Below are 25,582 nucleotides of genomic sequence, written 5' to 3'. Positions count from 1 at the left end.
CCCTCCACGCGCGCGTGGAGGGGCCGTAGCCGCAGTGATTACGCCAGGCCCGGGCCGCGCACCGGGATGGACGTGAACGTCGGCTCCGGGGCGGGGTTCTGGAAGAAGTCGTTGCCCTTGTCGTCGACCACGATGAAGGCCGGGAAGTCCTCCACCTCGATCTTCCACACCGCCTCCATGCCGAGCTCCTCGTACTCGACGACCTCGACCTTCTTGATGCAGTCCTGGGCGAGACGCGCGGCGGGGCCGCCGATCGAGCCCAGGTAGAAGCCGCCGTGCGCGTCACAGGCGTCGGTGACCTGTTTCGAGCGGTTGCCCTTGGCCAGCATGACCTTGGATCCGCCCGCCGCCTGGAACTGCTCCACGTAGGAGTCCATCCGGCCGGCCGTCGTGGGGCCGAAGGAGCCGGAGGCGTAGCCCTCGGGGGTCTTGGCCGGGCCCGCGTAGTAGACCGGGTGGTCCTTCAGGTACTGCGGCATCTCCTCGCCCGCGTCGAGCCGCTCCTTGATCTTGGCGTGCGCGATGTCGCGGGCCACGACGAGGGGGCCGGTGAGCGAGAGACGGGTCTTCACCGGGTGCTTGGTGAGCTCGGCGAGGATGGCGTCCATGGGCTGGTTCAGGTCGATCTTCACGACGTCGGCAGCCTCATCGAGGTGCTCGTCGGTGGTCTCCGGCAGGAAGCGCGCCGGGTCCGTCTCCAGCTGCTCCAGGAAGACGCCCTCGGCGGTGATCTTCGCGGTCGCCTGGCGGTCGGCGGAGCAGGAGACGGCGATCGCGACGGGCAGCGAGGCGCCGTGCCGGGGCAGGCGCACCACCCGGACGTCGTGGCAGAAGTACTTGCCGCCGAACTGCGCGCCGATGCCGATCTTCTGCGTCAGCTCGAAGACCTTCTCCTCCAGCTCCTTGTCCCGGAAGCCGTGGCCGGTGGGGGAGCCCTCGGCGGGCAGCTCGTCCAGGTAGTGCGCCGAGGCGTACTTCGCGGTCTTCAGGGCGAACTCGGCGCTGGTGCCGCCGACGACGATCGCCAGGTGGTACGGCGGGCAGGCCGCCGTGCCGAGCGAGCGGATCTTCTCCTCCAGGAACTTCATCATGGAGGTCTCGTTCAGGACGGCCTTCGTCTCCTGGTAGAGGAACGACTTGTTCGCCGAGCCGCCGCCCTTGGCCATGAAGAGGAACTTGTAGGCGCCGCCGTCGGTCGCGTACAGCTCGATCTGGGCCGGGAGGTTGGAGCCGGTGTTCTTCTCCTCCCACATGTTCAGGGGAGCCATCTGCGAGTAGCGCAGGTTGAGCTTCGTGTACGCGTCGTAGATGCCGTGCGAGAGCGCCTTCTCGTCCTCACCTTGGGTGAGGACGTGCTGGCCGCGCTTGCCCATGACGATGGCCGTGCCGGTGTCCTGGCACATGGGGAGCACGCCCGCGGCCGCGATGTTCGCGTTCTTCAGCAGGTCGAGCGCCACGAACTTGTCGTTGCCCGACGCCTCCGGGTCGTCGACGATGCGCCGCAGCTGGGCCAGGTGCGCGGGCCGCAGGTAGTGCTGGATGTCGTGGATCGCCTCGGCGGCGAGCGTGCGCAGCGCCTCGGGGTCGACCTTGAGGAACGTCCGCCCGTCGGCCTCGAATGTGGAGACACCCTCGGAGGTCACCAGCCGGTACGGCGTGGTGTCCTCTCCCAGGGGGAGCAGATCGGAGTACTCGAACTCTGGCATTACGGCCATTCCTCACTCGGCAGACGGCGGCGCGGCCTCCATTGGCGACGCGCCAACCAGCGTAGAACGCCACGGGGCGGCCGGGCTTGTGAGGTAAGGCTCAGTAGCGCTCGCGGGTGTCCTCGCCGGTTGTCCACAGGGTGCGCGGGTCGTGCACAGGGCCGGTCACCGAGTCGTCCACAGGGGTAGTCGCGATCTATCGCGTTTGGGTACGCTGAGTGGTGTGGACCTAGACAAGCGCCCTCAGCAGACCCACCCGGAACCGCGGCCCGCAGGCCTGCGCGCGTCGGACGCCGACCGGGACCGCACGGCGGACATCCTGCGCGAGGCGCTCGCCGAGGGGCGGCTGACCGCCGAGGAGCACGGCGAGCGGATCGACGGGGTCTATCGCGCCAAGACCATGGGTGAACTGGAGCCGCTGGTCAGCGACTTGCCCGCGGCGAGCGGCGCGGCGTACCCGACGGTGACGCCCGAGCCCGTCCCCTCCCGGCCCTCGGACGGCGTGGTGCCCCCGGTCGCCGACGAGAACCTGGTCGCGGTCTTCAGCAGCTCGGTCCGCAAGGGCCGCTGGCGCGTGAGCCGCCGCACGCACGCGTACGCGATCTTCGGCAATGTGGAGATCGATCTCAGCGAAGCGATCTTCGAGCAGCGACAGGTCGTGATCAAGGCGATCTCCGTCTTCGGGAACGTCGAGATCCGCGTCCCGGAGAACATCTCGCTGCGGGGTAACGGCACCGGGGTGCTCGGCAACTTCGAGGTGGACACGCTCGACTCGGCCGAGCGGGACGCGCCGGTCGTCTTCGTCGACGGATTCACCGTCCTGGGCAACATCGAGGCGAGGCCGAAGCGGGGCAAGATCGTCCGGGACCTGCACAAGCACTTGCGCAAGCATCTCGGCCACTGAGGGGCGAATCAGGGCCACGGATGGCGCGAAGTCCCGTACATCGGAACTCAGTGCATAGGCGTGTGCACAGCGGGTAGAGCTTGCTGCATCGTCTCTCGCTCGCGAAGCCGTCGTCAGGAGTAGACCCGTGCTGCAGCCGTCGCATCAGTCCCTGCAGGTCGCCGTTCCGGCCCAGCGGGTGCCAGTGCGCGATCATGATTCGGACGCCCCATGGCACACCGAGGCGGTGTGCCGACGAGACGAGGCCGGGCTGTTCTTCGCCCCGTCAAAGGAACCGACCGCCTCACGCCTGTCCCGGGAAGAAGCCGCGAAGCGGGTCTGCGCCCGTTGTCCGGTGATGGTCGAATGCCGGGAGCACGCCCTTCTCCAGCCCGAGCCGTACGGCGTCTGGGGCGGCCTGACGGCCGCGGAGCGCCGCGTGGTGCTCGCCAGGCGGCGCCGGCGCGAGGTGGAGCTCAAGAAGGCCGCGCACACGTCCGCGGGACCCATAGCCGCGGCCGGATAGATCTTCCGCACGCTCGCGGCGTGTGTACGCCGAAGGGGGCGTCCCCCGCACGGGGCGCCCCCTCCGGTGTGCGCAACTCGCGCCCTGTAAAGCCTACTTGGTCACCTGACGCGATCCTGCTCGGCTACTTGGCGCGGTCGAAGTCGATGGCGCTGTAGGCGCGCAGCTTCGCGAGCCGGTGGTCGGAGTCGATCTTGCGGATCGTGCCCGACTTGGAGCGCATGACCAGGGACGAGGTCGAGGCCGTCTCCGCGGCGTAGCGCACGCCCTGGAGCAGTTCGCCGTCCGTGATGCCGGTCGCGACGAAGAAGACGTTGTCCCCGCGGACCAGGTCGGTCGTCGACAGCGTGCGGTCCAGATCGTGGCCCGCGTCGAGCGCGCGCTGGCGCTCCGCGTCGTCCTTCGGCCACAACTTGCCCTGGATCACACCGCCCAGGCACTTGATCGCGCAGGCCGAGATGATGCCCTCGGGGGTGCCGCCGATGCCCATGAGCATGTCGACGCCGGTGCCCTCGCGCACGGCCATGATCGAACCGGCGACGTCGCCGTCCGAGATGAACTTGATGCGCGCGCCGGTCTCGCGGATCTCCTTGACGATGCCCTCGTGGCGGGGGCGGTCGAGGATCATGACCGTCACGTCCTCGGGCGCACGGCCCTTGGCCTTGGCGACGCGGCGGATGTTGACGGACGCCGGGGCGTTGATGTCGACATAGTCGGCGGCCTCCGGGCCGGTGACCAGCTTGTCCATGTAGAAGACCGCGGACGGGTCGAACATGGCACCGCGGTCGGCGGCGGCGAGCACGGCGATGGCGTTCGGCATCCCCTTCGCGCACAGGGTCGTGCCGTCGATCGGGTCGACGGCGATGTCGACCTCGGCGCCGGTGGAGTCGCCGATGCGCTCCCCGTTGAAGAGCATCGGGGCCTCGTCCTTCTCGCCCTCACCGATGACGACGACGCCGTTCATCGAGACGGTGGAGACGAGGGTCCGCATGGCCCTGACGGCGGCGCCGTCGGCACCGATCTTGTCGCCGCGGCCGACCCAGCGGCCCGCGGCCATGGCGGCGGCCTCGGTGACCCGGACGAGCTCCAGGGCGAGGTTGCGGTCGGGAGCCTCGGGAGAGACTTCGAGCTCGGACGGGAGATGGTGTTGATGCTCGGTCATCGGAGCGCACCTTTCTGCTGATACGACGACGGCCGGATGAGGGTGTGGCACGACTCTATCCGTAGGTCGACAAAATGAGCAGAGGGCCCCACGCATGAGCGGATCGGGCACCGGGGGCCGCTTGGGGAGTACCGGGGGCAAGAGGTGTGGCCGGGGCCTGAGAACATGGGGGCGTGGCAGGCAGACAAGGCAAGCAGACCGTACGGAACATGCTGTGGTCGATGGCGGTGATCGCCCTCGTCGCCGGCGTGATCTACGTCTTCATCCCGCACGACGACTCCAAGGCCCCCGTCAAGCGCGTCGACTACAGCATCGAGCTGCTGACCGCGCGACGGGCGGCGGCATACCCGGTGGCCGCCCCCGAGGGCCTGGCCAAGGCGTGGAAGCCGACGTCGGTGCGGTTCGACGGCTCCAAGGGCGACAGCTGGCACCTGGGTTTCCTCGACCCGTCCGGTGAGTACGTCGCGGTCAAGCAGTCCACGGCCAAGCCGGTCAAGTTCATCGAGGAGGCCACGCAGCGGGCCGTGCGGACGAAGGCCACCGAGAAGATCGACGGCCAGACGTGGCACCGCTACAAGGGGCAGACGTACGACGCCCTGGTGCGCGAGGACAAGGGCGCGACGACGGTGGTCGCGGGCACGGCGTCGTTCGGTCAGCTGACGGAGATGGCGCAGGCGCTGAAGGCGTCCTGATTCTGTGCGTACGAGTGAGGGCCCCGGCGACATCGCCGGGGCCCTCACTCGTATGTCGGATGCGGACCAGGGGCCCGAGTCTCAGGTGTCCGGGTCTCAGACGGTCTCGATGACCTGGTCGAACTCAAGGCGCGGGGAGCGCGGGAACCAGGCGTTCTCGGCCGGCTTGCCGATGTTGACGACCATCAGCGGGGTGTGGTCGCCGTCCAGGAACTCCTTCTGGACGCCGGCGGCGTCGAAGCCGGTCATCGGGCCCGCGGCCAGGCCGGCGGCGCGCACGCCGATGATGAAGTAAGCGGCCTGCAGCGCGGCGTTGAGGTGCGCGGCACCTTCGCGGGCCGGGCGCTCCGAGAAGAACACGTCCTTGGCCTGCGGGAAGTGCGGGAACAGTGCCGGCAGCTCCTCGTGGAACTCGTTGTCCGCGGAGAGGATCGCGACGAGCGGGGCGCCCGCGGTCTTCGGCTGGTTGCCCTCGGCCATGTGCTGGACCAGGCGCTCGCGGGCCTCGGGGGAGCGGACCAGCGTGACGCGCAGCGACGACAGGTTGAAGGCGGTCGGGCCGAACTTGACCAGGTCGTAGATCGCCTGCACCTGCTCGTCGGTGACCGGCTCATCGGTGAAGGAGTTCGCGGTGCGGGCCTCGCGGAAGAGCAGGTCCTGTGCGGCGGGGTCAAGGACGAGAGACATGGATCAACCTTCTCGGTGCGTGCGTGGATCAGCTTGCGTCACCGACCGTACGGCGTTGCGGTTTAATCTTCAACAAAATCCGGCGCTTGGTGATCCGCTTCACAGCGCGGGGGTCGTGGGGCGGGGGTTGCGTAACGCGCCGATCAGGAGTCCTCGGCGTCCTCGTCGCCGTCCGCGTCCCCGTCGCCACCGGCAAGGGCCGCGTCCAGGCGGGCGCGGGCGCCGTCCAGCCAGCGGCGGCACACCTTGGCCAGTTCCTCGCCGCGCTCCCACAGGGCGAGCGACTCCTCCAGGGTGGTGCCGCCCGTCTCCAGGCGGCGTACGACCTCGATGAGCTCGTCCCGCGCCTGCTCATAGCCGAGTGCGTCCGCCGGGCTCGCGGCCTCGTCCGTCTTGCTGGTCATGTGCCCCACCCTAAATGTCGGTTCGTACGGCTTGTGTGGCGTGCGTGGCTTGTCTGGCGTGTGCGGCGAACGTGCCGCGCGTTACTCCGCGGTGTCGGCTGCCGCCGCGCCCTCAAGGGCTCGTACGGTGAACTCGCCCTCGGCGACCCGGGCCCGAAGCTCCTCGCCCGCGGTCACCTCCCCGGCGTCGCGCACCACCGCGCCGTCCTGCTTCTGCAGCACCGCGTACCCCCGCTGGAGCGTGGCCGCGGGGGAGAGGCCCACCACGCGCGCGTGGGTGTGCGTCAGCTCCGACTCGGCGCGGTCCAGGAGATGCCCGAGCGTGCGGCGGCTGCGGTCGACGAGCGCCGAGACCTGTTCCTCGCGCTCCTCGATCATGCGGTGCGGGTTCTCCATGGAGGGGCGGGCCAGCGCGTGCGCGAGGCCGCGGTCCTCGCGGTCGAGGAAAGCGTCCATGCAGCGGCGGGCCCGGTCCCGCAGCCAGCGCACGCGCTCGTACTCCTCGCCGACGTCCGGCACGACCTTCTTGGCGGCGTCGGTCGGGGTGGAGGCGCGCAGGTCGGCCACGTAATCGAGCAGGGGGTTGTCCGGCTCGTGGCCGATCGCCGAGACGACGGGCGTACGGCAGGAGGCGACGGCCCGCACGAGCTGCTCGTCCGAGAACGGCAGCAGATCCTCGACGCTGCCGCCGCCGCGCGCCACGATGATCACGTCCACGGCGTCCAGCGAGTCGAGGTCCTTCACGGCCTGCACGACCTGCGGCACGGCGTGCACGCCCTGCACGGGGACGTTGCGCACCTCGAAGCGGACGGCGGGCCAGCGGTGCCGGGCGTTCTCGAGCACGTCCCGCTCGGCGGCGGAGGCACGGCCGGTGACGAGTCCGATGAGCTGCGGCAGGAAGGGGAGGGGCTTCTTCCGGTCGGCGGCGAAGAGCCCTTCTCCGGCGAGGCTCTTCTTCAACTGCTCGATGCGCGCGAGCAGTTCTCCGACGCCGACGGGCTTTATCTCGACGGCCCGCAGGGACAACTGCCCCCGGGGTGCGTACCACTCGGGCTTGGCGTGGACCACGACCCGGGCGCCCTCGGAGACGACGTCCGCGACGGCGTCGAACACCTGGCGGTAACAGGTGACGCTGACGGAGATGTCGTGCGAGGGATCGCGCAACGTCATGAAGACGACACCGGCGCCGGGCCTGCGGGACAGCTGGGTGATCTGTCCCTCGACCCACACGGCACCGAGCCGGTCGATCCACCCGCCGATGAGCCGCGACACCTCGCCGACGGGCAGCGGGGCATCCGCGGAAGTGTTCAAAGCCATGCACCGAGCGTATCGGCAGGGTCTGACACGACCGGTCCCCCTACGACACGAGCCCACCGCCAACTCCGCCGCCACCGATGCGTCCGACATGTCGCAGGCTTCCCCGCACCCCCCGCCCGCCTGCCGGAGGTCTCCGCTCCGGCGGCTCCCGCACTGTGCCTCTCGCCTGCCGGAGGTGCCTGCGTCGCGCGTCGGCGGCTCCCGCACGGTTCACCCCACCCACGCGTCCGGCGTCTCCGCTCCGGTGGCCTCCGCACTGTGCTCCTTGCCTGCCGGAGGTGCCTGCGTCGCGCGTCGGCGGCTCCCGCACGGTTCACCCCACCCACCCGCCCGACGTCTCCGCTCCGGCGGCCTCCGTTTCCACCCCAGCCCGCTCACCCACCCGACGCCCCCCCCAACCGCCCCTACGTCGAGGATCGGACGCGGGTGATCGGGTGGGTGGGTGGGAAGCATCCGCCGCGAAGCGGCGGTTCAGGCCGCCCGCAGGGCGCCCTGCCAGTCAAGGCGGCGGTTCAGGCCGCCCGCAGGGCACCCCGCCAGGCAAGGCACCGGCCCCCCCCGCCAAACACCCCAGCGGCCTAGGACTCCCCCCGCCGAGCCCGCTGGGCAAAGAGCACCACAAGGCCCACGGCCAACCACATCGCCCCCACCACCTGCGCGGACCCCGCCGCCTCCACGATCACCGCGATGGTGACGGCCGCCCCGAGCACGGGGACGAGCACATGCCGCCACCAGCTCACGGGCCCCCCTTGCCGACGGACGGCGAACCACCCCACCACGCTCGCGTGCAACAACACGAACGCCGTCAGCGCCCCGACATTCACCACCGACACCAGGTGATCCATCCCGTCGTCCCGGCGAGCCGCCCACACCGCGGCCACCAGCGTCACGACAGCCGCACACAGCAGCGCGAGCCGAGGCGTCCCCGAATCGGTCTTGGACAGCGCGCCGGGCAGCCGCCGGTCACGCGCCATGGCGTACAGCAGCCGTCCCGCGGCGGCCTGCCCGGCCAGCGCGGCGAAGGCAGCACCGATCGCCTTGCTGACGGCCACCAGATCGTGCAGCCAGTCCCCGACGGCCGAGTCGACCGCATCGTAGAAGGCCGACCCCTGCTTGGCCGGCTCGGCGGCCAGCTGCGCGGAGGACACCGGCTCGAGGAGCGCCACCAGGTACGTCTGGGCGATGAACAGCACACCGGCGAGCGCCAGACAGCACAGCACCGCCCGCGCCACCTTCGCCGAGCCGCCCGTCACCTCCTCGGCGAACGAGGCGATCGCGTCGAAGCCCAGATACGAGAGCACCGCCACCGACACCGCCCCCACCACGGCGCCCAGCGCGAACGCCCCCTGCGAGCCGTCCCCGCTCAGCGGCGAGAGCCAGTCCCGCTCGGCGCCGTCCCGCGCGAGGACGACGATCGCCGACACCATGAAGACAAGGAGGACCACGATCTCCATCGCGAGGACGAGGAAGCCGACCCGCGCGGCCGCTCGTACGCCCCACAGGTTCAGCGCGGTCGTCACCAGGACCGCGATCGCCGTCCACACCCACCGCGACACGGAGGGCACGAGCGCCTCCATCGCGATCCCGGAGAAGAGATAGGCGACGGCGGGGATGAGGAGATAGTCGAGCATCGCCATCCACCCGGCGATGAACCCGGGACCGTTGCCGAGCCCCACGCGCGCGTAGGCGAAGACGGAACCCGCCTGGGGGACCACCTTCACCATCTGGGCGTAACTGAACGCGGTGAACGCCATCGCGATCGTGGCGATGATGTAGACGAGGGCCACGGCGCCGTGCGACTTGGCGTCGAGCGTGCCGAAGACTCCGACCGGCGCCATCGGGGCGATGAACAGCAACCCGTAGACGACGAGATCACGGAAGCCGAGACTGCGCCGCAGGCCGTCGCCCTCGGCAGCGGAGGCGGTGTGGGCGCCGCCCGTCGCGCCGCCCGTCGTGTCTGAGTTGCCGGAGTAACCGGACATCGTGCCTCCGTAAGTGAACGCAGGCCTCCAGTCTCCCCAAGAAGCCGATCTTTGACGCGCTGGGCTCGGCCTTACGATGGGGGGTATGACTGCTTCGACTCCTGCCCGCCGAGTCCTGCTCGCCGCCCCCCGCGGCTACTGCGCGGGTGTGGACCGTGCCGTGATCGCCGTCGAGAAGGCCCTTGAGCAGTACGGGTCTCCGATCTATGTCCGCCACGAGATCGTTCACAACAAGTACGTGGTGCAGACCCTGGAGAAGAAGGGGGCCATCTTCGTCGACCAGACGGCGGAGGTTCCCGAGGGTTCCATCGTCATGTTCTCCGCGCACGGCGTTGCGCCGACGGTCCACGCGGAGGCCGCCGAGCGCAAACTGGCGACGATCGACGCCACGTGCCCCCTGGTCACGAAGGTCCACAAGGAAGCCGTCCGGTTCGCCAAGGACGACTTCGACATCCTCCTGATCGGCCACGAGGGCCACGAGGAGGTCATCGGCACGTCCGGTGAGGCGCCCGACCACATCACCCTGGTCGACGGCCCCGACGACGTCGCGAACGTCGAGGTCCGTGACCCGGACAAGGTCGTCTGGCTCTCCCAGACCACGCTTTCGGTCGACGAGACCATGGAGACGGTCGACGCCCTGAAGACGAAGTTCCCGGGCCTGATCTCCCCTCCCAGCGACGACATCTGCTACGCCACGCAGAACCGCCAGGTCGCGGTGAAGAAGCTGGCGGAGGACGCCGAGCTCGTCATCGTGGTCGGCTCCAAGAACTCCTCGAACTCAATCCGTATGGTCGAGGTCGCCCTGGACGCGGGCGCGGCCGCGTCGCACCTCGTCGACAACGCCGACGAGATCGACGAGGCCTGGCTGGAGGGCGTGACCACGGTCGGCCTCACCTCGGGCGCCTCCGTCCCCGACATCCTGGTGGACGGCGTCATCGAGTGGCTCGCCGAGCGGGGATACGGGGACGTGGAGACGGTGAAGACGGCCGACGAGTCGATCACCTTCTCGCTGCCGAAGGAACTCCGCCGCGACCTGCGCGCCGAAGCCGCGGAGCTGTCACAGAAGTAACGCGAAGGCCAGGCCAGGGTCGTACGGTGGGTCTCATGCAGATCTTCGGTGTGGACATCGGCGGATCAGGGATCAAGGGCGCTCCCGTGGACCTGGACCGTGGAGACCTGGCACAAGAGCGGCACAAGGTACTGACACCGCAACCGGCCACGCCCGACGGCGTGGCCGACAAGGTGCGTGAGGTCGTCGAGCACTTCGGCTGGACGGGGCCGATCGGCGCCACGTTCCCCGGCGTCATCACCGGCGGCACGGCGCGCACCGCGGCCAACGTGGACAAGAGCTGGATCGGCACGGACATCCAGAAACTGGTCTCCGACCGGCTCGGCGGCGGCGTCCCCGTCACCGTCCTGAACGACGCGGACGCGGCGGGCGTGGCCGAGATGCACTTCGGGGCGGGCCGCGGCCGTACGGGCACGGTCATCCTGCTCACCCTCGGCACCGGCATCGGCAGCGCCCTCTTCACCGGCGGCCGCCTCGTCCCGAACACGGAGCTCGGCCACCTCGAGCTGCACGGCCACGACGCGGAGAAGCGCGCCTCGTCCAAGGCCAAGGAGGACGAGGACCTCAGCTGGGAGCACTGGGCGCACCGCGTGCAGAAGTATCTGGCGCACGTGGAGATGCTGTTCTCGCCCGAGCTCTTCATCATCGGCGGCGGAGTGAGCCGCAAGTCACACAAGTTCCTGCCGCTGATCAAGGACATCAAGGCAGAGATCGTCCCCGCGGAGCTGCAGAACAACGCGGGGATCGTGGGAGCGGCGATGGCGGCGGCGGAGAAGGACTAGAGCGCGGTCCGCCAGGTTCGGGCCGGCCTACGACGCCAGGTTCGGACCGGCCTACGAGGTGGGCATGCGCCTCTTCGCCGAGACCGGCTTCCGTGGCGGTGCGGTGACGGGGGAGGCGGCGCGTGCCCGGCGCCGCTGCCCCATGAGCTTGATGCGGCGCACGATCGCGACGAGACCGGCGACGAGCGTCCCGGCGTACAGCCAGCCCGCGTGCAGCGCGAGCGACGTGACGAGCCCCATGAAGTGACCGCCGAAGCCGCCGCCGTTGCCGCCCGAGAGGGGCACGAGCCCGACGGCGAAGGCGATCGGCGCGGCCACCGGCGCGGTGATCAGGTCGGCGGGCCGCACCCAGTACGCGGTCAGCGCGCTCACGGGCAGGAAGAGCACGCCGTACGCGACCACGGAGCTGCCGAAGAGCAGCCACAGCAGACAGGCGAGCAGGAACATCGTCGCGGCGCAGAAGAGCCCGCTGCCGAGCCCGGTGAGACGCGGGTTCGGCATCGCGCGCAGTCTGCGATAGAGGGGCAGCGCGCGCAGTTTGCGTACGACGGGCGGGACGGGGCGGCGGGGACGCGGCGCGGCGCGGTAGACCGCCGCCGAGTCGGCGGACCTGCCCTGCGGGGGCAGGGGCGCGGTGCGTCGCGGCCGGGCCGGAGGCTGAGGGGGACGCGTCCTGTGTTGCTCCACCGGACCAACCTAGGTCGAGCCGTACCGATAATCCGGCATGGGACACGCGCTTTGGCCGACCTTGGCCAAGCGTTCGATACGAGAGCGGTACGCCGACGAGTGCGGGGCCCGCACGCCGTAGACTGGGGGATCGCCCTACGGTCGCTCCGGCCCTCCGGGCCGTCCACCCCCAGCACTCACGTACGGGAAGTCGCAACGTGTCGCTCACGATCGGAATCGTCGGTCTGCCCAATGTCGGCAAGTCGACCCTTTTCAACGCCCTGACCAAGAACGACGTCCTTGCGGCCAACTACCCGTTCGCGACGATCGAGCCGAACGTCGGCGTGGTCGGCGTCCCCGACCCCCGCCTGACGAAATTGGCGGAAATCTTCAGCTCCCAGAAGGTGCTCCCGGCGACGGTCGACTTCGTCGACATCGCGGGCATCGTGCGCGGCGCGAGCGAGGGCGAGGGCCTGGGCAACAAGTTCCTCGCGAACATTCGCGAGTCGGACGCGATCTGCCAGGTCATCCGCGCCTTCAAGGACGAGAACGTCGTGCACGTGGACGGCAAGGTCTCGCCCAAGGACGACATCGAGACGATCAACACCGAGCTGATCCTCGCCGACCTCCAGACCATCGAGAAGGTCCTCCCGCGCCTCCAGAAGGAGTCGCGCATCAAGAAGGACGTCGCCCCGAAGGTGAAGGCGGTCGAGGAGGCCCAGGCGATCCTGGAGAAGGGCGACACGCTCTTCTCCCAGGGCATCGTCCAGGGCTCGGGCAAGGAGGAGCTCCTCCACGACCTCCACCTCCTCACGACGAAGCCCTTCCTCTACGTGTTCAACGTGGACGAGGACGAGCTGACGGACGACGCGTTCAAGGCCGAGCAGAGCGCCCTGGTCGCCCCCGCGGAGGCGATCTTCCTCAACGCCAAGCTGGAGTCGGACCTGGCGGAGCTGGACGAGGAAGAGGCACTGGAGCTCCTCCAGTCGGTGGGCCAGGAGGAACCCGGCCTGGCCACCCTCGCCCACGTCGGCTTCCGCACCCTCGGCCTCCAGACGTACCTCACGGCCGGCCCCAAGGAATCCCGCGCCTGGACGATCCCCCAGGGAGCCACGGCCCCCGAGGCCGCGGGCGTGATCCACACGGACTTCCAGAAGGGCTTCATCAAGGCCGAGGTCATCTCCTTCGAGGACCTGGTGGAGGTCGGCTCGGTCGCGGAGGCCCGCGCCAAGGGCAAGGCGCGCATGGAGGGCAAGGAGTATGTGATGCAGGACGGGGATGTGGTGGAGTTCCGCTTCAACGTGTGAGCGGATGAGCCGGCGCGGCGTTTCCGGTACGGGGATGGCCCCGCTCGTGAGAGCGGGGCCATCCCTTTGTGCTATCCGGGCGGGGCTCCGGCGGGCGTCCCCGCCGGCACCCCCGCATACCCCGACGGACGTGTGGTGAAGGTGCCTCTGCCCTGGGTTCGGCTGCGCAAGCGGGTTGCGTAGCCGAAGAGTTCGGACAGGGCCACCGTTGCCGTGAGGGTGGCCGTGCCGGAGCGGGTGGTGGAGTTCGTGACGTGGGCCCGGCGTGCCGCCAGGTCGCCCAGTACTCCGCCGACCGCGTCATCCGGCACCGTTGCCGTCAACTCAGCCACTGGTTCGAGGAGTTGCATCGTCGCCTCCCGCAAGGCCGTGCGCAGCGCGAATCTGCCCGCCGTCCGGAACGCCATCTCCGAGGAGTCCTTGGAGTGGGTCGCCCCGTCGGTGAGCGTGACCCGCAGGCCCGTCACCGGGTGGCCGCCCAAGGGGCCCTCCGTGAGCGCGTCCCTGCAGCCGGCCTCCACCGCTCGGATGTACTCCTGCGGAACCCGGCCCCCGGTCACCGTGGCGTCGAAGGTGAAGGTGGGCGTCGGGCCCGGCTGTACCTCCAGTGGTTCGACGTTCAGGACCACGTGGGCGAACTGGCCCGCTCCTCCGTCCTGTTTGACGTGCCGGTACACCAGGCCCGACACCCCGCGCACGACCGTCTCGCGGTACGCCACCTGCGGGCGGCCCACGCCGACCTCGATGCCGTGGGCACGGCGGATCTTCTCCACCGCGACCTCCAGGTGCAGCTCGCCCATGCCGGAGAGCACCGTCTGACCCGTCTCGCGATCGACCCGTACCGCCAGCGAGGGGTCTTCCTCGACCAGGCGGGCGAGGGCCGACGAGAGGCGTCCCGTGTCCCCGCTCCTGCGTGCCTCCACCGCGACCGAGACCACCGAGGCCGCCACCGCGGGAGGTTCCAGGACCAGGGGTGCCGCGGGGGAGCACAGTGTGGTGCCGGCGCGGGCCGTCTTCAGGCCCACCACGGCCACGATGTCCCCTGCCGTCGCCCGGTCGAGCTCAGCGTGGCGGTCGGCCTGCACGCGCAGGATCCGGCCGATCCGCTCCGTGCGGCCCGTGCCCGCGTCCATCACCGTCTCTCCCTTCGTGATCGTTCCCGCATACACGCGCACATACGTCAGCCGCCCCGTCGCCGTCGCGTTCACCTTGAACGCCAGGCCCGCGAACGGCGCCCCCGGATCAGCGGCCCGCTCCTGCACCGTGTCGCCCAGAGTGCCGCGTACCGCCGGAACGTCCTGCGGCGACGGCAGGTAGGACACGACGGCTTCGAGCAGCGGCTCGATCCCGCGGTTCCGGTACGCCGACCCGCACAGCACCACCAGGCCCTCACCGCTGAGGGTGAGGTCACGCAGCGCGGCCGTCAGGGTGGCGGTGGTGAGCGCCGACGTTGCGCAGTACTCCTCCATCGCCGTCGGATGCAGCTCGGCCACCCTCTCCTCCAACTCCCTTCTGCGGGCTTGCGCTTGGGCGGTCAGCGGCGGGGGGATGTCCGTTGTCTCGTACGTGTCCTTGCCCGGGTGCCAGAGCAGTGCGCGCATGCGCAGCAGGTCCACGACGCCGGTGAACTCGTCCTCCCGCCCGATCGGCAGCTGCACCACCAGCGGGACCGTGTGCAGGCGCTCCCTGATCGACGCGACCGCCGTGTCGAGGTCCGCGCCCGTGCGGTCCAGCTTGTTGATGAACGCGATCCGCGGCACGTCGTACCGGTCCGCCTGCCGCCACACCGACTCGCTCTGCGGTTCCACGCCCGCGACGGCGTCGAACACCGCCACCGCGCCGTCGAGCACCCGCAGCGAGCGCTCCACCTCGTCGGCGAAGTCGACGTGCCCGGGGGTGTCGATCAGGTTGATCCGGTGACCGTCCCAGGCACAGCTGACCGCTGCCGCGAAGATGGTGATCCCGCGGTCGCGTTCCTGCGCGTCGAAGTCGGTGACGGTCGTGCCGTCATGGACCTCGCCCCGCTTGTGGGTGGCGCCGGTCAGGAACAGGATCCGTTCGGTGACGGTCGTCTTGCCCGCGTCCACGTGGGCGAGGATGCCGAGATTGCGGACAGGGAGCGGTGGTGTGTGGCCCGTTGTGCGGCGGGTGGTGGGGTTCGTGGTGTGGGTGCGCATGGCCCTTGGTCTTTCGATTCGTGCGGGCGGGGCAGCGCGATTTCCGGGGCGGGGCCGAGCCAGGGCGGAGAGCCACGGCAGGGAGCTACGGCAGAGAGCCGGGTGCGGGGAGCAGCAAGCCTCGGAGATTCAGTGACGGCCGCGCAGCCGGCACCGTACGCGCGAAGACACCAGGATCACGTCGAACCGTGTCCGGGGAGGGCGGGCAGCTGTGCGGTGACGCATGGCCCTGCCCCCTCACTCGGTCGTTCCTTCGGCTGACCGGAGTCTAGGCAGCCGGGTCCCCCCGCCGCACCGGAATATTGGTGGGCGGCTCGTTTCGAACCCGTGAAGGGATCACAGACCCGGCATGAGTTCATGACTGTCGGGATACCTCGGTGCGCCTTCAGAGTGGACACTCTCAGACACTGCGAGGAGAGCGCGCATGGAGGCCACGATCGACCTGCTGGAGCTGCCCGGCGGACGGCTGCGGCATCTCTGGTCGCTGCGTGAGGACGTGGTGGTCGAGTCCGACGCGCTCACGGGGTCCCTGGTGCTCACCTGGGACCAGGGCACCGCCCGTGTGGCGAGCCCGGGGCCCACCGTCCTCGAAGTGCTCCGGCGGATGCAGTTGGGTCCGGTTCTTCTCGGCAACGCGCTGGTCGACGACGGCGAAGGGGGCCGGGACCGGGACGCGAAGGTCTATTTCATGATGCGGCCGGTGTTCGGGCGCTTTCCCCATCTGCTGGTCCGCACCCTCGGGCTCGACGGCCTGAGCGGTCCGCTTCTGTCCATCGCGCCACTGGCCGACGTGGGCGGAACACACCCACCCGAAGCGACCGAAGCGGGCGCGTCTCTCACCGTCCTGCCCCTGGACCAGGCGCGGCCCATCCGGCTGTTCCTCGGGCTCTCCTTCGCCTTCGACCCGCTCACGGCCACCTTCGAGTCCCGCACGGCATCACACCGCCTCGTCATCCACCGGCAGGAGGCCATGATGGTCTTCGCGCTCGCCCTCGCCCGACCAGTGACGCTGAAGGCCATCACCGCCGTACTGCCGTTGCCCGGCGACGTCACGGAAGGCATCCTCTGCTACCTCGCGGCAGCCGGAGTCGCGGCCCAACCCCGCTCCTGAGCAGCCCCGTTGAGAGCCTCACGGCCACCCGGTGTCACAGCCACCCGGAGTCATTGGCGATGCGGATCGCGTCCACCCTGTTGCGGGCGTTGAGCTTCGTCACCACGGTGGTCAGATAGTTCCGTACGGTCCCCACCGACAGACGCAGCCGCTTCGCTATCTCACTGGCGTCCGAACCCTGTGACGCGAGGCGCAGCACCTCCGTCTCGCGTGAGGTGAGCGGACTGTCCGCGCTGCCCCACGCCGCCAGCGCGAGTTCCGAGTCGATGACCCGCTGGCCGGCCGCCACCTTCCGCACCGCCTGCGCGAGTTCCTGCGGCGGCGCGTCCTTGAGCAGATAACCGGAGACCTTCGCGGACATCGCGCGGCGCAGAGTCCCGGGGCGGCCGAGGCTGGTGAGGATCAGGGTGCGGCACTGGGGAAGCCGTTCGTGCAGCTGCTCCGCCGCGCTCAGTCCGTCGAGGCCGGGAAGATCGATGTCGATGATGGCGACGTCCGGCTGGAACTCGCGGGCCGTGGAGAGAATCTCGTCGCCGCGTTCCACGCTCGCCACGACGTCCAGATCATGTTCCAGGTTCAACAAGGCGACCAATGCGCCTCTCAGCATGTACATATCCTCGGCGAGCATTACACGGATCATCGATAGCCCCCCATGATTACCCGTATCGCGAACCCCCGTTGTTGCTCGCGGGCACATGTTATCAGCCGCCTAGAACGCGCCATTCGGATTTATTCGCCCGGTTTTCTGGGGTTGTTCCGCACTGTTTCGGCCGACACTGTTTCGGCCGACGGCCTGCGCGGGCACCTCGGCGACGAGACGGAACCAGCCCCCGCAGTCCGGGGGTATCTCCTTCTCGCGTTCGGTGATCAGTCTGCCGCCGATCTCGCCGAGCCGTTGTTCCAGGTTGCCGAGGCCGTTTCCGCTGTCCGGGGATGCGTCGTGATAGTCGTCCACCACACCGTCGTTGATGATCGTCAGCCGGGCCGTTCCGTCGTCGACCACCGCGGTGATGTTGCAGCGTGACGCCTTGCTGTGGCGCAGCAGATTGGTGACGCCCTCGCGCAGGACCGTGGCGAGCGCCGTGCCGGCCTGGGAGCTGATCTCCTCGACGGCGGGGTCGAGGACCACCTCCACCTCCACCTCCGCCGCGTCGAGCACCGACTTGGCCGACGACACCTCGGGTACGAGCGACATGTCGCGGTAGCTGCGGGCCACCCTGCGGACGTCGCCGAGAGCTTGCCGGGAGATGGCGAGGACCTCCTCCACCTCCTGGTCGGCGCGCGGATGCTGGGCCCGGATCAGGCGCTGGAGGAGCTCGCTCTTGAGCACGATCGCGGAGATGCTGTAGCCGAGGAGATCGTGCAAGTCCCGTGCCAGGCGCAGGCGTTCACTGGCGACGGCCATCCTGGCGATCTCCGCGCGCGCGGCGTACACCTCGTCGACCAGTGACGACAGACGGGACAGGCCGTAGATCACCAGGCCCGTGAGCAGAGTGCTCTGGCACATGTAGACGAGGTCGATCACCGACATCCCGGCGATGATCCCGGGGACGAGCAGGCTCAGCCCGGTCACCCCGTAGAGCGGCCAGGCCGCCCGGGGCGGCAGCAGGAGCAGCAGCGAGCCGCCGAGGAAGCCGGCCATCGCGCCCCAGAGGATGCCGAAGAAGACCAGGGGCAGATAGGTGAGCAGGGCCTGGGCGCCCAGGGTGGCGGCCTTCGTCCAGGGTGAGGCGCGGTCGGCTCCCGGTTTGGAATGCACGAGTTGCAGGCCGAAGACGGCGGAGAGCGTGACGAGTCCGGTGATGAGCTCCGGCGTGGAGGGCCGTTGGCTCAGCAGGTTGATCGCGGTGATGCCGAGATAGCAGATGAGCGCCGCCAACAGGATGACGTGGGCCAGCCGGGGGGCAGGCCGAGGGCTCCATCTGGAACCAGCCACGTCAGACGTGTCCTTGGTGTCGCTGTGCATCCTCGAAGTGCTCCTCTTCTGCCAGGAGAGCGTACGAGAGCGCGTCTTGTCGGGCGCTCCCGAACCCCGGGCCCGTGGTATTCGGCCACAACGCTCTTCCAGCAGACCTTACGTGGGATGGCCGCGCATCAGTCCCTTCCGGAGAAAACCGTGCTTTCGCATGAACTCGCTTGGCCGGGCTCGGACTTTGCGTTGTGTGGCACCCGGAGAAATGCCTCTCCCGCACGCGTGACGCGTGAACTCGTGTCAGACGAAGAGAGGGATCGGGTTGAGTTCCGCGTACGGCGTCGGTTCCGCGATCCGGCCGAGCGCGACGGGAACGTCGTAGAGGCGTCCGGGCGCGTATCTCGCCCAGAAGTGCCGGAGCCCGGGAACCACGACCTTGACCACCGGAAGGCCGATGTCGGGGCGGGTCTGGTCGAGTACGAGCAGATCCATGCCGTGCGAGGCGAGCAGGTCCGTGGCCGCCGAGAGGTCGTCCCGCAGGTCGCCCCTCGCGGTGTACTCCCAGGAGTGGGGCGCTCTGGGGGCCGCGTCGGGGGCGGGGGTCAGATAGGGCTGGGTGGCCGTCGTCTCGCGCCGCCACCAGTCGACGGCCTCCGGCTGGTCCACGCGGTAGCCCGAGCCGTCGGGACACGCCCCCGAGACGGCGGGCAGGAGCTGGCCCATCTCCGTCAGGGCCCGGCGCAGCGCGACACGGGGATCGAGGTGGGCGCCGAAGCCGAAGATGATGTCCTCGGAGGGCTTGTCGGTGCGCCGCGAGAGGGCCACGACGACGGGGATGCCGAGGTCGGACGTGAGGTCGAGTGCCCAGATCTCGCGGTTGAACCGGCCGTAGCCCTCGCGCAGTCGGTCGATGTAGGGCTCGGCGAAGGAGTGCAGGTCGATGCCCGGCTGACGCGTGCGGTTGTACCACCACAGGGCCACCGCGTCGCGCTCGACCAGCTCCAGGAAGCCCTGGAGCACGGCGTCCTCGAAGCTGCTGCCGGCGGCGTTGCCGTTCGAGTCGGCGACCGGCTCGTGCGGGGACACCCTGTCGGCGGGGAAGTACAGCATGCCCGTCGGCAGGAGCCGGTGCGTGCCCGTGGCCAGGGACCACAGGGGGGTCCAGTCGACGGGCCGGTTCTCGTCGAAGCGTTCCGGTACGTGGGTGAAGGGCGAGCGGGCCGCGTTCCAGCGGGACCGGTCGCGGAACTGCCGGTCGTCGTACAGCTGGCAGGAGTTGGGGTGCAGGGCCACGTCGCCGAGGCCGCGGAAGGTGTCGCGCACCATCGCCTCGTCCCCGCGCCGGGTGCCGCTGTAGCGCTCGATGGCCTCGCCGAGCGCGCTGACCTTCGCCTCCTCGGCGGTCAGGCCCTTGCCGCCGCTGAGCGAGCGGAGCCCCGCGCGCAGCCCGGACAGGGTGCTGGCCTCCATGGCGAGGTTCTGGCCCGACACATAGGCCTGGGTGAAGTCGGGGGCGCCGGGCGCCCGCCGGATCTCCTTCACCACGCCCGTGATCGGGCCGACCAAGTGGCCGTAGCGCTCCAGCATCAGCGCCGTACCCAGCGCGCGGTGACCGCCGCCGGTGCCGTCCGCGGCCTTCGGGCGGCTCTGCGGCCGGGTGGGCCGCCAGCCGCGTTCGCTCATGAGCGACGGGTCGCCGCACGACGCGCACTGCGGGAGGCGGGACACCAGGTGGGTCGCGGTCCGCAGCGTGAGGGTGTCGAGGGTGCGTACGGCGCTCTGCTCCGGACTGCGCAGCCCGCTCGCCCACTTGACCGCCTCGAGGACCGCGGCCTGCACGGCGAGGGCGCGCCCGGTCGGCAGGTCGGCCGCCGGCCTGGCCACCGGGTGGTCCAGGCGCAGCGCGCGCTGCAGGGGCAGTTCGGTGGAGCGGTGGCCGCGCAGCCGGGTCGCGAGACAGGACCAGCAGGGCCCGTCGTCGGGGCGGAACACCGGACCGAACCACGGCTCGGGACCACCCAGGCGTACGAGGAGCCAGGGGCGCCCCGTCGCCCGGTGCTCGGCGTCCACCTCGCGCAGGCCGGGGGAGAGATAGTCGTCGCACAGGACGAGGCTGAGGCAGGAGTCCGCCGCGGAGTCGGTGACCCGCAGGCCCGAGGCCGCGCAGGCCTCGCGGACCCGGAGCTCGTCGGCGAGCCGGGGCTCTCCGGAAGGCCCGGACGGCGTCACGATCCGCACGGCCGCCCGCGCCGCCTCCTCGGTGGCGCGGGCACCGTCGAGGCCCGCGAGATCCCAGTAGGCCTCGGCGGCCCGGTCTGCCGGTGACCTGCCGGCCCGCTGCTGGAAGCGGAGCAGCCCGGCGTCCGTGAGGACCCGCAGTGCGTCGCCGACCTCCTCCGCGGACAGGGAGGCGGCGGCGGCAAGGGCGACGGCGGCGGGTGTGCGGGTCCCGTCGAGCAGGGGGGCCAGCGCCTCCGCCTGCGCCCCGCGCAGTGCCGTGATCCCGGAGTGCGACACCAGATAGGCCGCTTCCCCGGGGACGACCGCGCAGCGCAGGTGGCTCTTGAACTCGACGAACGCGGTCTGTTCCCCCGTGGGCGTCATGCGTGGGAGAGCTCGTTGACCGTGCCGGCACCCGACATGAGGGTGCAGAAGGTGAACAGGGCCACCGCGTCGTCGGCGCCGGAGTCGAGGTGGTCCACGACGAGCGCGGGACGCGGGGAAGAGTGGCTGTCCGTGGCGGCGGGGAGCGTGAGTGCGCCGGCAATGATCTCGATCATCAGCACGTTCCTTTTCGGTCTGGGGAGGCGTTCTCCGTTGCCAGGATCCTCATACGGGGAAAGCGTCCGCAGAAAGTGAAGGGCTCATCACTGGGGGGTGAGACTTTCCCATGCGCCACCTTCATATCTCACTCCCGGGTTGCCCCGGGAACGCCGCGGTAATCGGAAACCTCCATTCACCTTCGCCCCACCGAATGGCAGGGGCTCTTCTGGAGGATTTGATTCCGGCGTTGTGAATTCTTCACGGGTGTGACGTGGTCACATCCCGGGGCAGAGAAACCCACCCCGAACGCCGGTACGCACCCACTGTTTCCGGCCCCGGTCCGAATGGAATCTTCGGTGTCCATGAGGGTCACCGAGACGCCGTACCTGCCGCAGGCGGCGCACGCCGCCGCCGCCGGGCCGAACCTGTTCTGCCTGCCCTGTGCGGGCGGCGGCGCGTCCGCCTACGCACGGTGGCAGCGGGAGCTCGACGTGCGTGGCGCCGGAGTCCAGGTGCTGCCGGTGCAGCCGCCGGGCCGTGAGGAGCGCGCCCACGAGGCGAGGTTCACCGACCTGGACGCGCTGGTGGAGGAGCTGGACGAGCAGCTGGACGCCGCGTTCTCGCGGCCCCACCTGCTCTACGGGCACAGCATGGGGGCGTTCATCGCCCACGCGCTGACCCTGCGCAGACAGCGGCGGGGTGCCGTACTGCCGCGGGCGCTCGTCCTCAGCTCCCACCGCGCGCCCCACATCCCGCCCAACCGGATCCTGGACCCGGCGGCGGACGACGAGGAACTGGCCGCACGGCTCGCGGAACTGGGCGGCATTCCGCCCGAGTTGGCCGCGCGGCGCAGATTCCGTCAGCGCTTCATGCCGCTGGTCCGGGACGATCTCAGGCTCTGCTCGGGGGTGGTGAAAGAGGACGAGATCGAACCGCTGCGGGTGCCTCTGCGCCTGTTCGTGGGGGAGCGGGACCGGCTGGTGCCGGTCCACAAGATGGCCGCTTGGTCGGAGCACGGAAGCCGGGGGGCCGAGCTGCGCACGATGCCGGGCGGACACTTCTTCGTCCGCTCCCAGGAGGGCGCCCTCCTCGATGAACTCGCGGGGGTGCTGAGCGAGTTCGGTGCCGTACCGGCCGAGTAATCCCATTCTCGAAAGGAACACGGAACGTGAAGATAGTGATCGCCCGGCGGGGGACTCCGGTCTGGCTGGAATCCGCATCGCTGGTCAGCAAGGTGTTCGGGACGAGTTTCGGGGCGCGGGTGTCCCCGGATCCGGATCAGTTCATCGCGTACGTAGGACGGAAGGACGGCGGCCCCGACGAGGTGGAGGCCTGCATCGGGATCTCCTTCCCGGAGAACGGGCCGATCTTCCTCGAGCGGTATCTGGACGGGCCGATCGAGGACGCGCTGCGCGAGGCGGCCGGCCAGGACGTACGACGGCACCAGATCGTGCAGCTCGGCAGCGTCGCCTCGGTCGCGAACCTGGCGGGCGCGGAGATCTACCGCGCGCTCCCGCTGATCCAGGCCTGCCTGGGCCGGTCGTACGCCGCCATGACGATGACCAACCGGTCGGCGGCGCTCGCCAAGCGCCTCGGCCTGATCACCCACCGCCTGTGCGACGCCGACGGCACCCGCCTGGGCGCCGAGGAACTGGCCCGCTGGGGAACCTTCTACGACCAGCGGCCCGCGGTGCGCTGGGGCCGCCTGGCCGACCACTCCCAGCAGCTGGTCACGGGCGTCGAACGCTACGCACTCGACTCCGTCGACATCCGCCTGCTCTCCCCGAACCGAACGGAGCTGACCCGTGCTGCCTGACGTCACGTCCCGCACCACCTCCTTGACGGCCGGGCTCCTGAAGCGGGCCGAGAGCGACGCGGTCATGGTCGAGGTCCTCTCCACTACCGGAGGGCCCGGAGTCCGGCACACCTACCGTGAACTCATCGGCGCGGCCCGGGTGTTCGCCGCCGAGCTGCGCAGGCGCGGGGACGCGCTCGGCCGCCCCGTGCGGGTGGGGCTGCTCGCCGACAACTCCGCGCAGTGGGTGGTCGCCGACCTGGCCGCCCTGTTCGCGCGGGCGGTGGAGATCCCGGTCCCGATGGCCTTCACCGCCGAACAGGCCGCGTCGCTGCTCGCGGACGCCGACCTCTGCCTGGTCGACGCGCGGGGCGAGCGGTGGCTTAAGCGCGCCGCGGACCAGGGGACCCAGGTCCTGCCCGCGGACTGCGCGGTGGTCGGGATCGACCTGCCGGGGCTGATCGAGTCCGCCGCCGGCGCCCGACTGCCGTCGCTCGCAGCCGAGATCGCCGAGGCGGAGGCCGCCGACGACACCGTCGTCAAGGTGGTGCACACCTCGGGCACGACCTCCGCGCCCAAGGGCGTACGGGTCAGGCTGCACGGCATGGAGGCACTGCTCGCCTCCCTCGGCGGCCGGGTCGACGACGCGGTCTTCGGCCGCTACCTCTCCGTGGTGCCGCTGAGCCTGCTCATCGAACAGGTCGCCGGGCTCTACATGCCGTTCCTGAACGGCGGCAGCGTCACCTTCCTGCCGCCCGGCACCGCCCTGATCGGCACCGTGGCCGACGCGGGCCCGCGGATGCTGTCGCTGCTCCGGCAGGCGCAGCCCACCGCCATGGTCGTACCGCCCACCGTCGCGGGCCTGCTGCTCGCGCTGTGCGAACAGAACCCCACGGAGGACCTGGCCCAGCGCAGGCACCGGCTCTTCGGCCACACCGGGCCCGTCTTCATCGCCTGCGGGGGCGCGCCCGTCTCGCTCGACGTCCTGGAGCGCCTCGAAGCGTTCGGGATCCCCTTGTACGAGGGGTACGGCCTGAGCGAGAACAGCTCGGTCGTGGCCTGGAACTTCCCCGGGCAGTTCCGGTTCGGCACGGTGGGCCGGCCGCTCGACCACGTACGGGCGCGGCTCGCGCAGGACGGCGAACTGCTCATCCAGAGCACGTCGTTGTTCGCCGGCTACACCCAGGAGGACCCCTCCAGCGTGGTCGTCGACGACCAGGGGTGGCTGCACACCGGCGACCTGGCCACCATCGACGACGACGGCTACATCCGGATCACCGGCCGCAAGAAGAGCCTGGTCATCACGGCCGCGGGACGCAATCTGTCCCCCGAGTGGGTCGAGGCCCGCTACCGCGAACTCGGCTTCGTGCGCGAGGCGGCCGTCGTCGCGGACGGCCTCGACGAGGTGCTCGGCCTGTTCGTGATCGACGCCGGCACGGACCGCGTCGAGGCCCGCCGCCGGATCGAGGAGTTCGGCGCGGGACACCTCTCCGCCATCGAACGGGCCACCTCCGTACGCCTCATGGCCGAGGACGACCCGGAGTACACCACCTTCTTCACCGTGACCGGACGCCCCCGCAGGGACGCCGTCCGTGACCTGCTGACCCGCACCGCACCCGAGGAGATCACCGCATGAGCACCGCCCTGAGGACCACTCCGTACGGCACCGGCGGCGGACTGCTCGTGACGCCCGCCGAGCCGGGCGCCCTGGCCGGCGTCGAGCCCAAGGAACTTCTCGACCTGCTCGCCGAGGCGGGCTTCCTCCTCCTGCGCGGCTTCGGCGCCGACATGGCCTCGTTCACGGACCTGGTGCAGCGCACCTCCACCTCCACCACCCTCGACCCGGCCCGCGACTTCTACTCGGAGGTCGCGCAGAAGGTCGACGCGGGCGTCGCCGAGGTCGGCCTGCACACCGAGAACGGCAACAGCCCCTTCCGCTCGCATCTGGCCTGGTTCTTCTGCGAGAAGGCGGCCGCCTCCGGCTCTCAGACCACGGTCTGCGACGGCTACCGGGTGTGGGACGAGCTCGCGGAGCCCGTACGCATGGCGTTCCTCGGCCAGGACATCGTCTACAGCAGGCATGTCGCCGAGCCCCAGTGGCGCGCCATGGCCCACCACCTCACGGGCCGGCCCGCCGAGGAGATCACCGTCGACGAGCTCGTCGCCCTCGCCGCCTCGATGCCCGGCACCGAGGTGACGCCCGAGGCGGACGGCGGGGTGCGCTACGCGTTCCGTACACCGGCGGCGGGAGCGACGCTGTTCGGCGAGCGGATCTCCTTCGCCAACAGCATCCTCGGCCCGTCCTTCAACTACGAGAAGCCGCGCATCACCTTCGCGGACGGCAGCGAGCTCTCCGACGAGCTGCTCGCCGCCGTCACCGAGACCACCGGCGCCCTCACCGAGAACCTCGACTGGGCCGACGGGGATGTCGCCGTCATCGACAACACCCGGGTGATGCACGGCCGCAGGGCCATCACCGACCCCCGGCGGACCATCTACAACGCGCTGAGCTTCGTCGAAGCCACCGCGCCCGTGGCCGCCTGACCCGCGCCGCCGAACCGGCGGCGCCCTCGACCGGCGGAGGCCGGTACCACCCCCCGGCGCCGGCCTCCGCCCCCGTACCACCGAACCTCGAAGGTGA

The 25,582-nt window shown here is 70.3% G+C and carries 23 protein-coding genes; 11 read left to right on the top strand and 12 right to left on the bottom strand.

From position 1 onward, the window contains the following. Positions 1 to 38: 38 nt before the first annotated feature. Complete coding sequence (locus tag ACWGIH_RS30695; RefSeq protein ID WP_453452796.1) at positions 39 to 1,706, bottom strand: fumarate hydratase; 1,668 nt, start codon at positions 1,704 to 1,706, stop codon at positions 39 to 41. 223 nt (positions 1,707 to 1,929) lie between these two features. On the opposite strand from ACWGIH_RS30695, the gene ACWGIH_RS30690 reads away from it, so the two are divergent. Both ACWGIH_RS30690 and ACWGIH_RS30685 read left to right on the top strand, forming a co-directional pair. Continuing rightward, the gene (locus ACWGIH_RS30690) at positions 1,930 to 2,610 is read left to right on the top strand and encodes a DUF1707 SHOCT-like domain-containing protein (protein WP_453452798.1); all 681 of its coding nucleotides are present in this window, start codon (positions 1,930 to 1,932) and stop codon (positions 2,608 to 2,610) included. Between the two features lie 127 nt (positions 2,611 to 2,737). Further along, the gene (locus ACWGIH_RS30685; RefSeq protein ID WP_453452800.1) at positions 2,738 to 3,115 is read left to right on the top strand and encodes a WhiB family transcriptional regulator; all 378 of its coding nucleotides are present in this window, start codon (positions 2,738 to 2,740) and stop codon (positions 3,113 to 3,115) included. A gap of 124 nt (positions 3,116 to 3,239) precedes the next feature. Here ACWGIH_RS30685 and glpX read toward each other — a convergent pair whose 3' ends face one another. Continuing rightward, a complete protein-coding gene (gene glpX, locus ACWGIH_RS30680) occupies positions 3,240 to 4,277 on the bottom strand; it encodes a class II fructose-bisphosphatase (protein WP_453452802.1) in 1,038 nt (345 codons plus the stop codon). A gap of 173 nt (positions 4,278 to 4,450) precedes the next feature. On the opposite strand from glpX, the gene ACWGIH_RS30675 reads away from it, so the two are divergent. Then, on the top strand, positions 4,451 to 4,969 hold the full coding sequence (locus ACWGIH_RS30675) for a DUF4245 domain-containing protein (RefSeq protein ID WP_451206898.1): 519 nt from the start codon (positions 4,451 to 4,453) through the stop codon (positions 4,967 to 4,969). 96 nt (positions 4,970 to 5,065) lie between these two features. Here the strand turns inward: ACWGIH_RS30675 and ACWGIH_RS30670 are convergent, their stop codons facing one another. The 4 genes from ACWGIH_RS30670 to ACWGIH_RS30655 form a co-directional block, all read right to left on the bottom strand. Further along, positions 5,066 to 5,656, bottom strand: coding sequence for a malonic semialdehyde reductase (locus ACWGIH_RS30670; RefSeq protein ID WP_453448393.1), 591 nt, complete (start codon positions 5,654 to 5,656; stop codon positions 5,066 to 5,068). A gap of 143 nt (positions 5,657 to 5,799) precedes the next feature. Then, positions 5,800 to 6,060 (bottom strand): exodeoxyribonuclease VII small subunit, encoded by a 261-nt coding sequence (locus tag ACWGIH_RS30665; RefSeq protein WP_453448392.1) that lies wholly within the window; start codon positions 6,058 to 6,060, stop codon positions 5,800 to 5,802. Between the two features lie 81 nt (positions 6,061 to 6,141). Further along, positions 6,142 to 7,377 carry an exodeoxyribonuclease VII large subunit gene (gene xseA / locus ACWGIH_RS30660; RefSeq protein WP_453448391.1) on the bottom strand — a complete coding sequence of 412 codons (1,236 nt, stop codon included), beginning with the start codon at positions 7,375 to 7,377 and terminating at the stop codon, positions 6,142 to 6,144. A gap of 578 nt (positions 7,378 to 7,955) precedes the next feature. Continuing rightward, complete coding sequence (locus ACWGIH_RS30655) at positions 7,956 to 9,359, bottom strand: APC family permease (RefSeq protein WP_453448390.1); 1,404 nt, start codon at positions 9,357 to 9,359, stop codon at positions 7,956 to 7,958. Between the two features lie 76 nt (positions 9,360 to 9,435). Between ACWGIH_RS30655 and ACWGIH_RS30650 the strand changes: the two genes are divergently transcribed. Both ACWGIH_RS30650 and ppgK read left to right on the top strand, forming a co-directional pair. Continuing rightward, on the top strand, positions 9,436 to 10,428 hold the full coding sequence (locus tag ACWGIH_RS30650) for a 4-hydroxy-3-methylbut-2-enyl diphosphate reductase (protein WP_453448389.1): 993 nt from the start codon (positions 9,436 to 9,438) through the stop codon (positions 10,426 to 10,428). 35 nt (positions 10,429 to 10,463) lie between these two features. After that, positions 10,464 to 11,210: a polyphosphate--glucose phosphotransferase gene (ppgK, locus tag ACWGIH_RS30645; RefSeq protein WP_453448388.1), complete on the top strand. Its 747-nt coding sequence runs from the start codon at positions 10,464 to 10,466 to the stop codon at positions 11,208 to 11,210. 51 nt (positions 11,211 to 11,261) lie between these two features. On the opposite strand, the gene ACWGIH_RS30640 is transcribed toward ppgK, so the two are convergent. Next, entirely contained in the window at positions 11,262 to 11,897 is a 636-nt protein-coding gene (locus ACWGIH_RS30640) for a DUF6542 domain-containing protein (protein WP_453448387.1), read from the bottom strand. 197 nt (positions 11,898 to 12,094) lie between these two features. On the opposite strand from ACWGIH_RS30640, the gene ychF reads away from it, so the two are divergent. Beyond that, positions 12,095 to 13,183: a redox-regulated ATPase YchF gene (gene ychF / locus ACWGIH_RS30635; RefSeq protein ID WP_453448386.1), complete on the top strand. Its 1,089-nt coding sequence runs from the start codon at positions 12,095 to 12,097 to the stop codon at positions 13,181 to 13,183. A 71-nt stretch (positions 13,184 to 13,254) separates the two neighbouring features. Here the strand turns inward: ychF and fusA are convergent, their stop codons facing one another. After that, positions 13,255 to 15,360 (bottom strand): elongation factor G, encoded by a 2,106-nt coding sequence (gene fusA, locus ACWGIH_RS30630; protein WP_453448385.1) that lies wholly within the window; start codon positions 15,358 to 15,360, stop codon positions 13,255 to 13,257. A 424-nt stretch (positions 15,361 to 15,784) separates the two neighbouring features. On the opposite strand from fusA, the gene ACWGIH_RS30625 reads away from it, so the two are divergent. Continuing rightward, on the top strand, positions 15,785 to 16,471 hold the full coding sequence (locus tag ACWGIH_RS30625) for an NADH oxidase (protein WP_453448384.1): 687 nt from the start codon (positions 15,785 to 15,787) through the stop codon (positions 16,469 to 16,471). Positions 16,472 to 16,505: 34 nt separating this feature from the next. On the opposite strand, the gene ACWGIH_RS30620 is transcribed toward ACWGIH_RS30625, so the two are convergent. From ACWGIH_RS30620 to ACWGIH_RS30605, 4 genes are all read right to left on the bottom strand, one after another. Continuing rightward, positions 16,506 to 17,111, bottom strand: coding sequence for a response regulator transcription factor (locus ACWGIH_RS30620; RefSeq protein WP_363307923.1), 606 nt, complete (start codon positions 17,109 to 17,111; stop codon positions 16,506 to 16,508). Between the two features lie 69 nt (positions 17,112 to 17,180). After that, positions 17,181 to 18,437: a sensor histidine kinase gene (locus ACWGIH_RS30615; protein ID WP_453448383.1), complete on the bottom strand. Its 1,257-nt coding sequence runs from the start codon at positions 18,435 to 18,437 to the stop codon at positions 17,181 to 17,183. A 246-nt stretch (positions 18,438 to 18,683) separates the two neighbouring features. Next, positions 18,684 to 20,987: a TOMM precursor leader peptide-binding protein gene (locus ACWGIH_RS30610; RefSeq protein ID WP_453448382.1), complete on the bottom strand. Its 2,304-nt coding sequence runs from the start codon at positions 20,985 to 20,987 to the stop codon at positions 18,684 to 18,686. After that, on the bottom strand, positions 20,984 to 21,163 hold the full coding sequence (locus ACWGIH_RS30605) for a hypothetical protein (RefSeq protein WP_453448381.1): 180 nt from the start codon (positions 21,161 to 21,163) through the stop codon (positions 20,984 to 20,986). The genes ACWGIH_RS30610 and ACWGIH_RS30605 overlap by 4 nt, the downstream gene beginning before the upstream one ends. A 345-nt stretch (positions 21,164 to 21,508) precedes the next feature. On the opposite strand from ACWGIH_RS30605, the gene ACWGIH_RS30600 reads away from it, so the two are divergent. The 4 genes from ACWGIH_RS30600 to ACWGIH_RS30585 are packed head-to-tail and all read left to right on the top strand — an operon-like array spanning position 21,509 to position 25,485. Continuing rightward, entirely contained in the window at positions 21,509 to 22,288 is a 780-nt protein-coding gene (locus ACWGIH_RS30600; protein WP_453448380.1) for a thioesterase II family protein, read from the top strand. A 26-nt stretch (positions 22,289 to 22,314) separates the two neighbouring features. After that, positions 22,315 to 22,962: a thermostable hemolysin gene (locus ACWGIH_RS30595; RefSeq protein WP_453448379.1), complete on the top strand. Its 648-nt coding sequence runs from the start codon at positions 22,315 to 22,317 to the stop codon at positions 22,960 to 22,962. Then, positions 22,952 to 24,577 carry an AMP-binding protein gene (locus tag ACWGIH_RS30590; protein WP_453448378.1) on the top strand — a complete coding sequence of 542 codons (1,626 nt, stop codon included), beginning with the start codon at positions 22,952 to 22,954 and terminating at the stop codon, positions 24,575 to 24,577. The genes ACWGIH_RS30595 and ACWGIH_RS30590 overlap by 11 nt, the downstream gene beginning before the upstream one ends. Then, the gene (locus ACWGIH_RS30585) at positions 24,574 to 25,485 is read left to right on the top strand and encodes a TauD/TfdA family dioxygenase (protein ID WP_453448377.1); all 912 of its coding nucleotides are present in this window, start codon (positions 24,574 to 24,576) and stop codon (positions 25,483 to 25,485) included. Before ACWGIH_RS30590 ends, ACWGIH_RS30585 begins: the two co-directional genes overlap by 4 nt. The last annotated feature ends 97 nt before the right edge of the window (positions 25,486 to 25,582 follow it).

The organism is Streptomyces sp. NPDC054872, assembly GCF_053610705.1.
The sequence above is the reverse complement of the archived record's forward strand: the minus strand, read 5'-3'. Positions and strand labels throughout refer to the sequence as shown.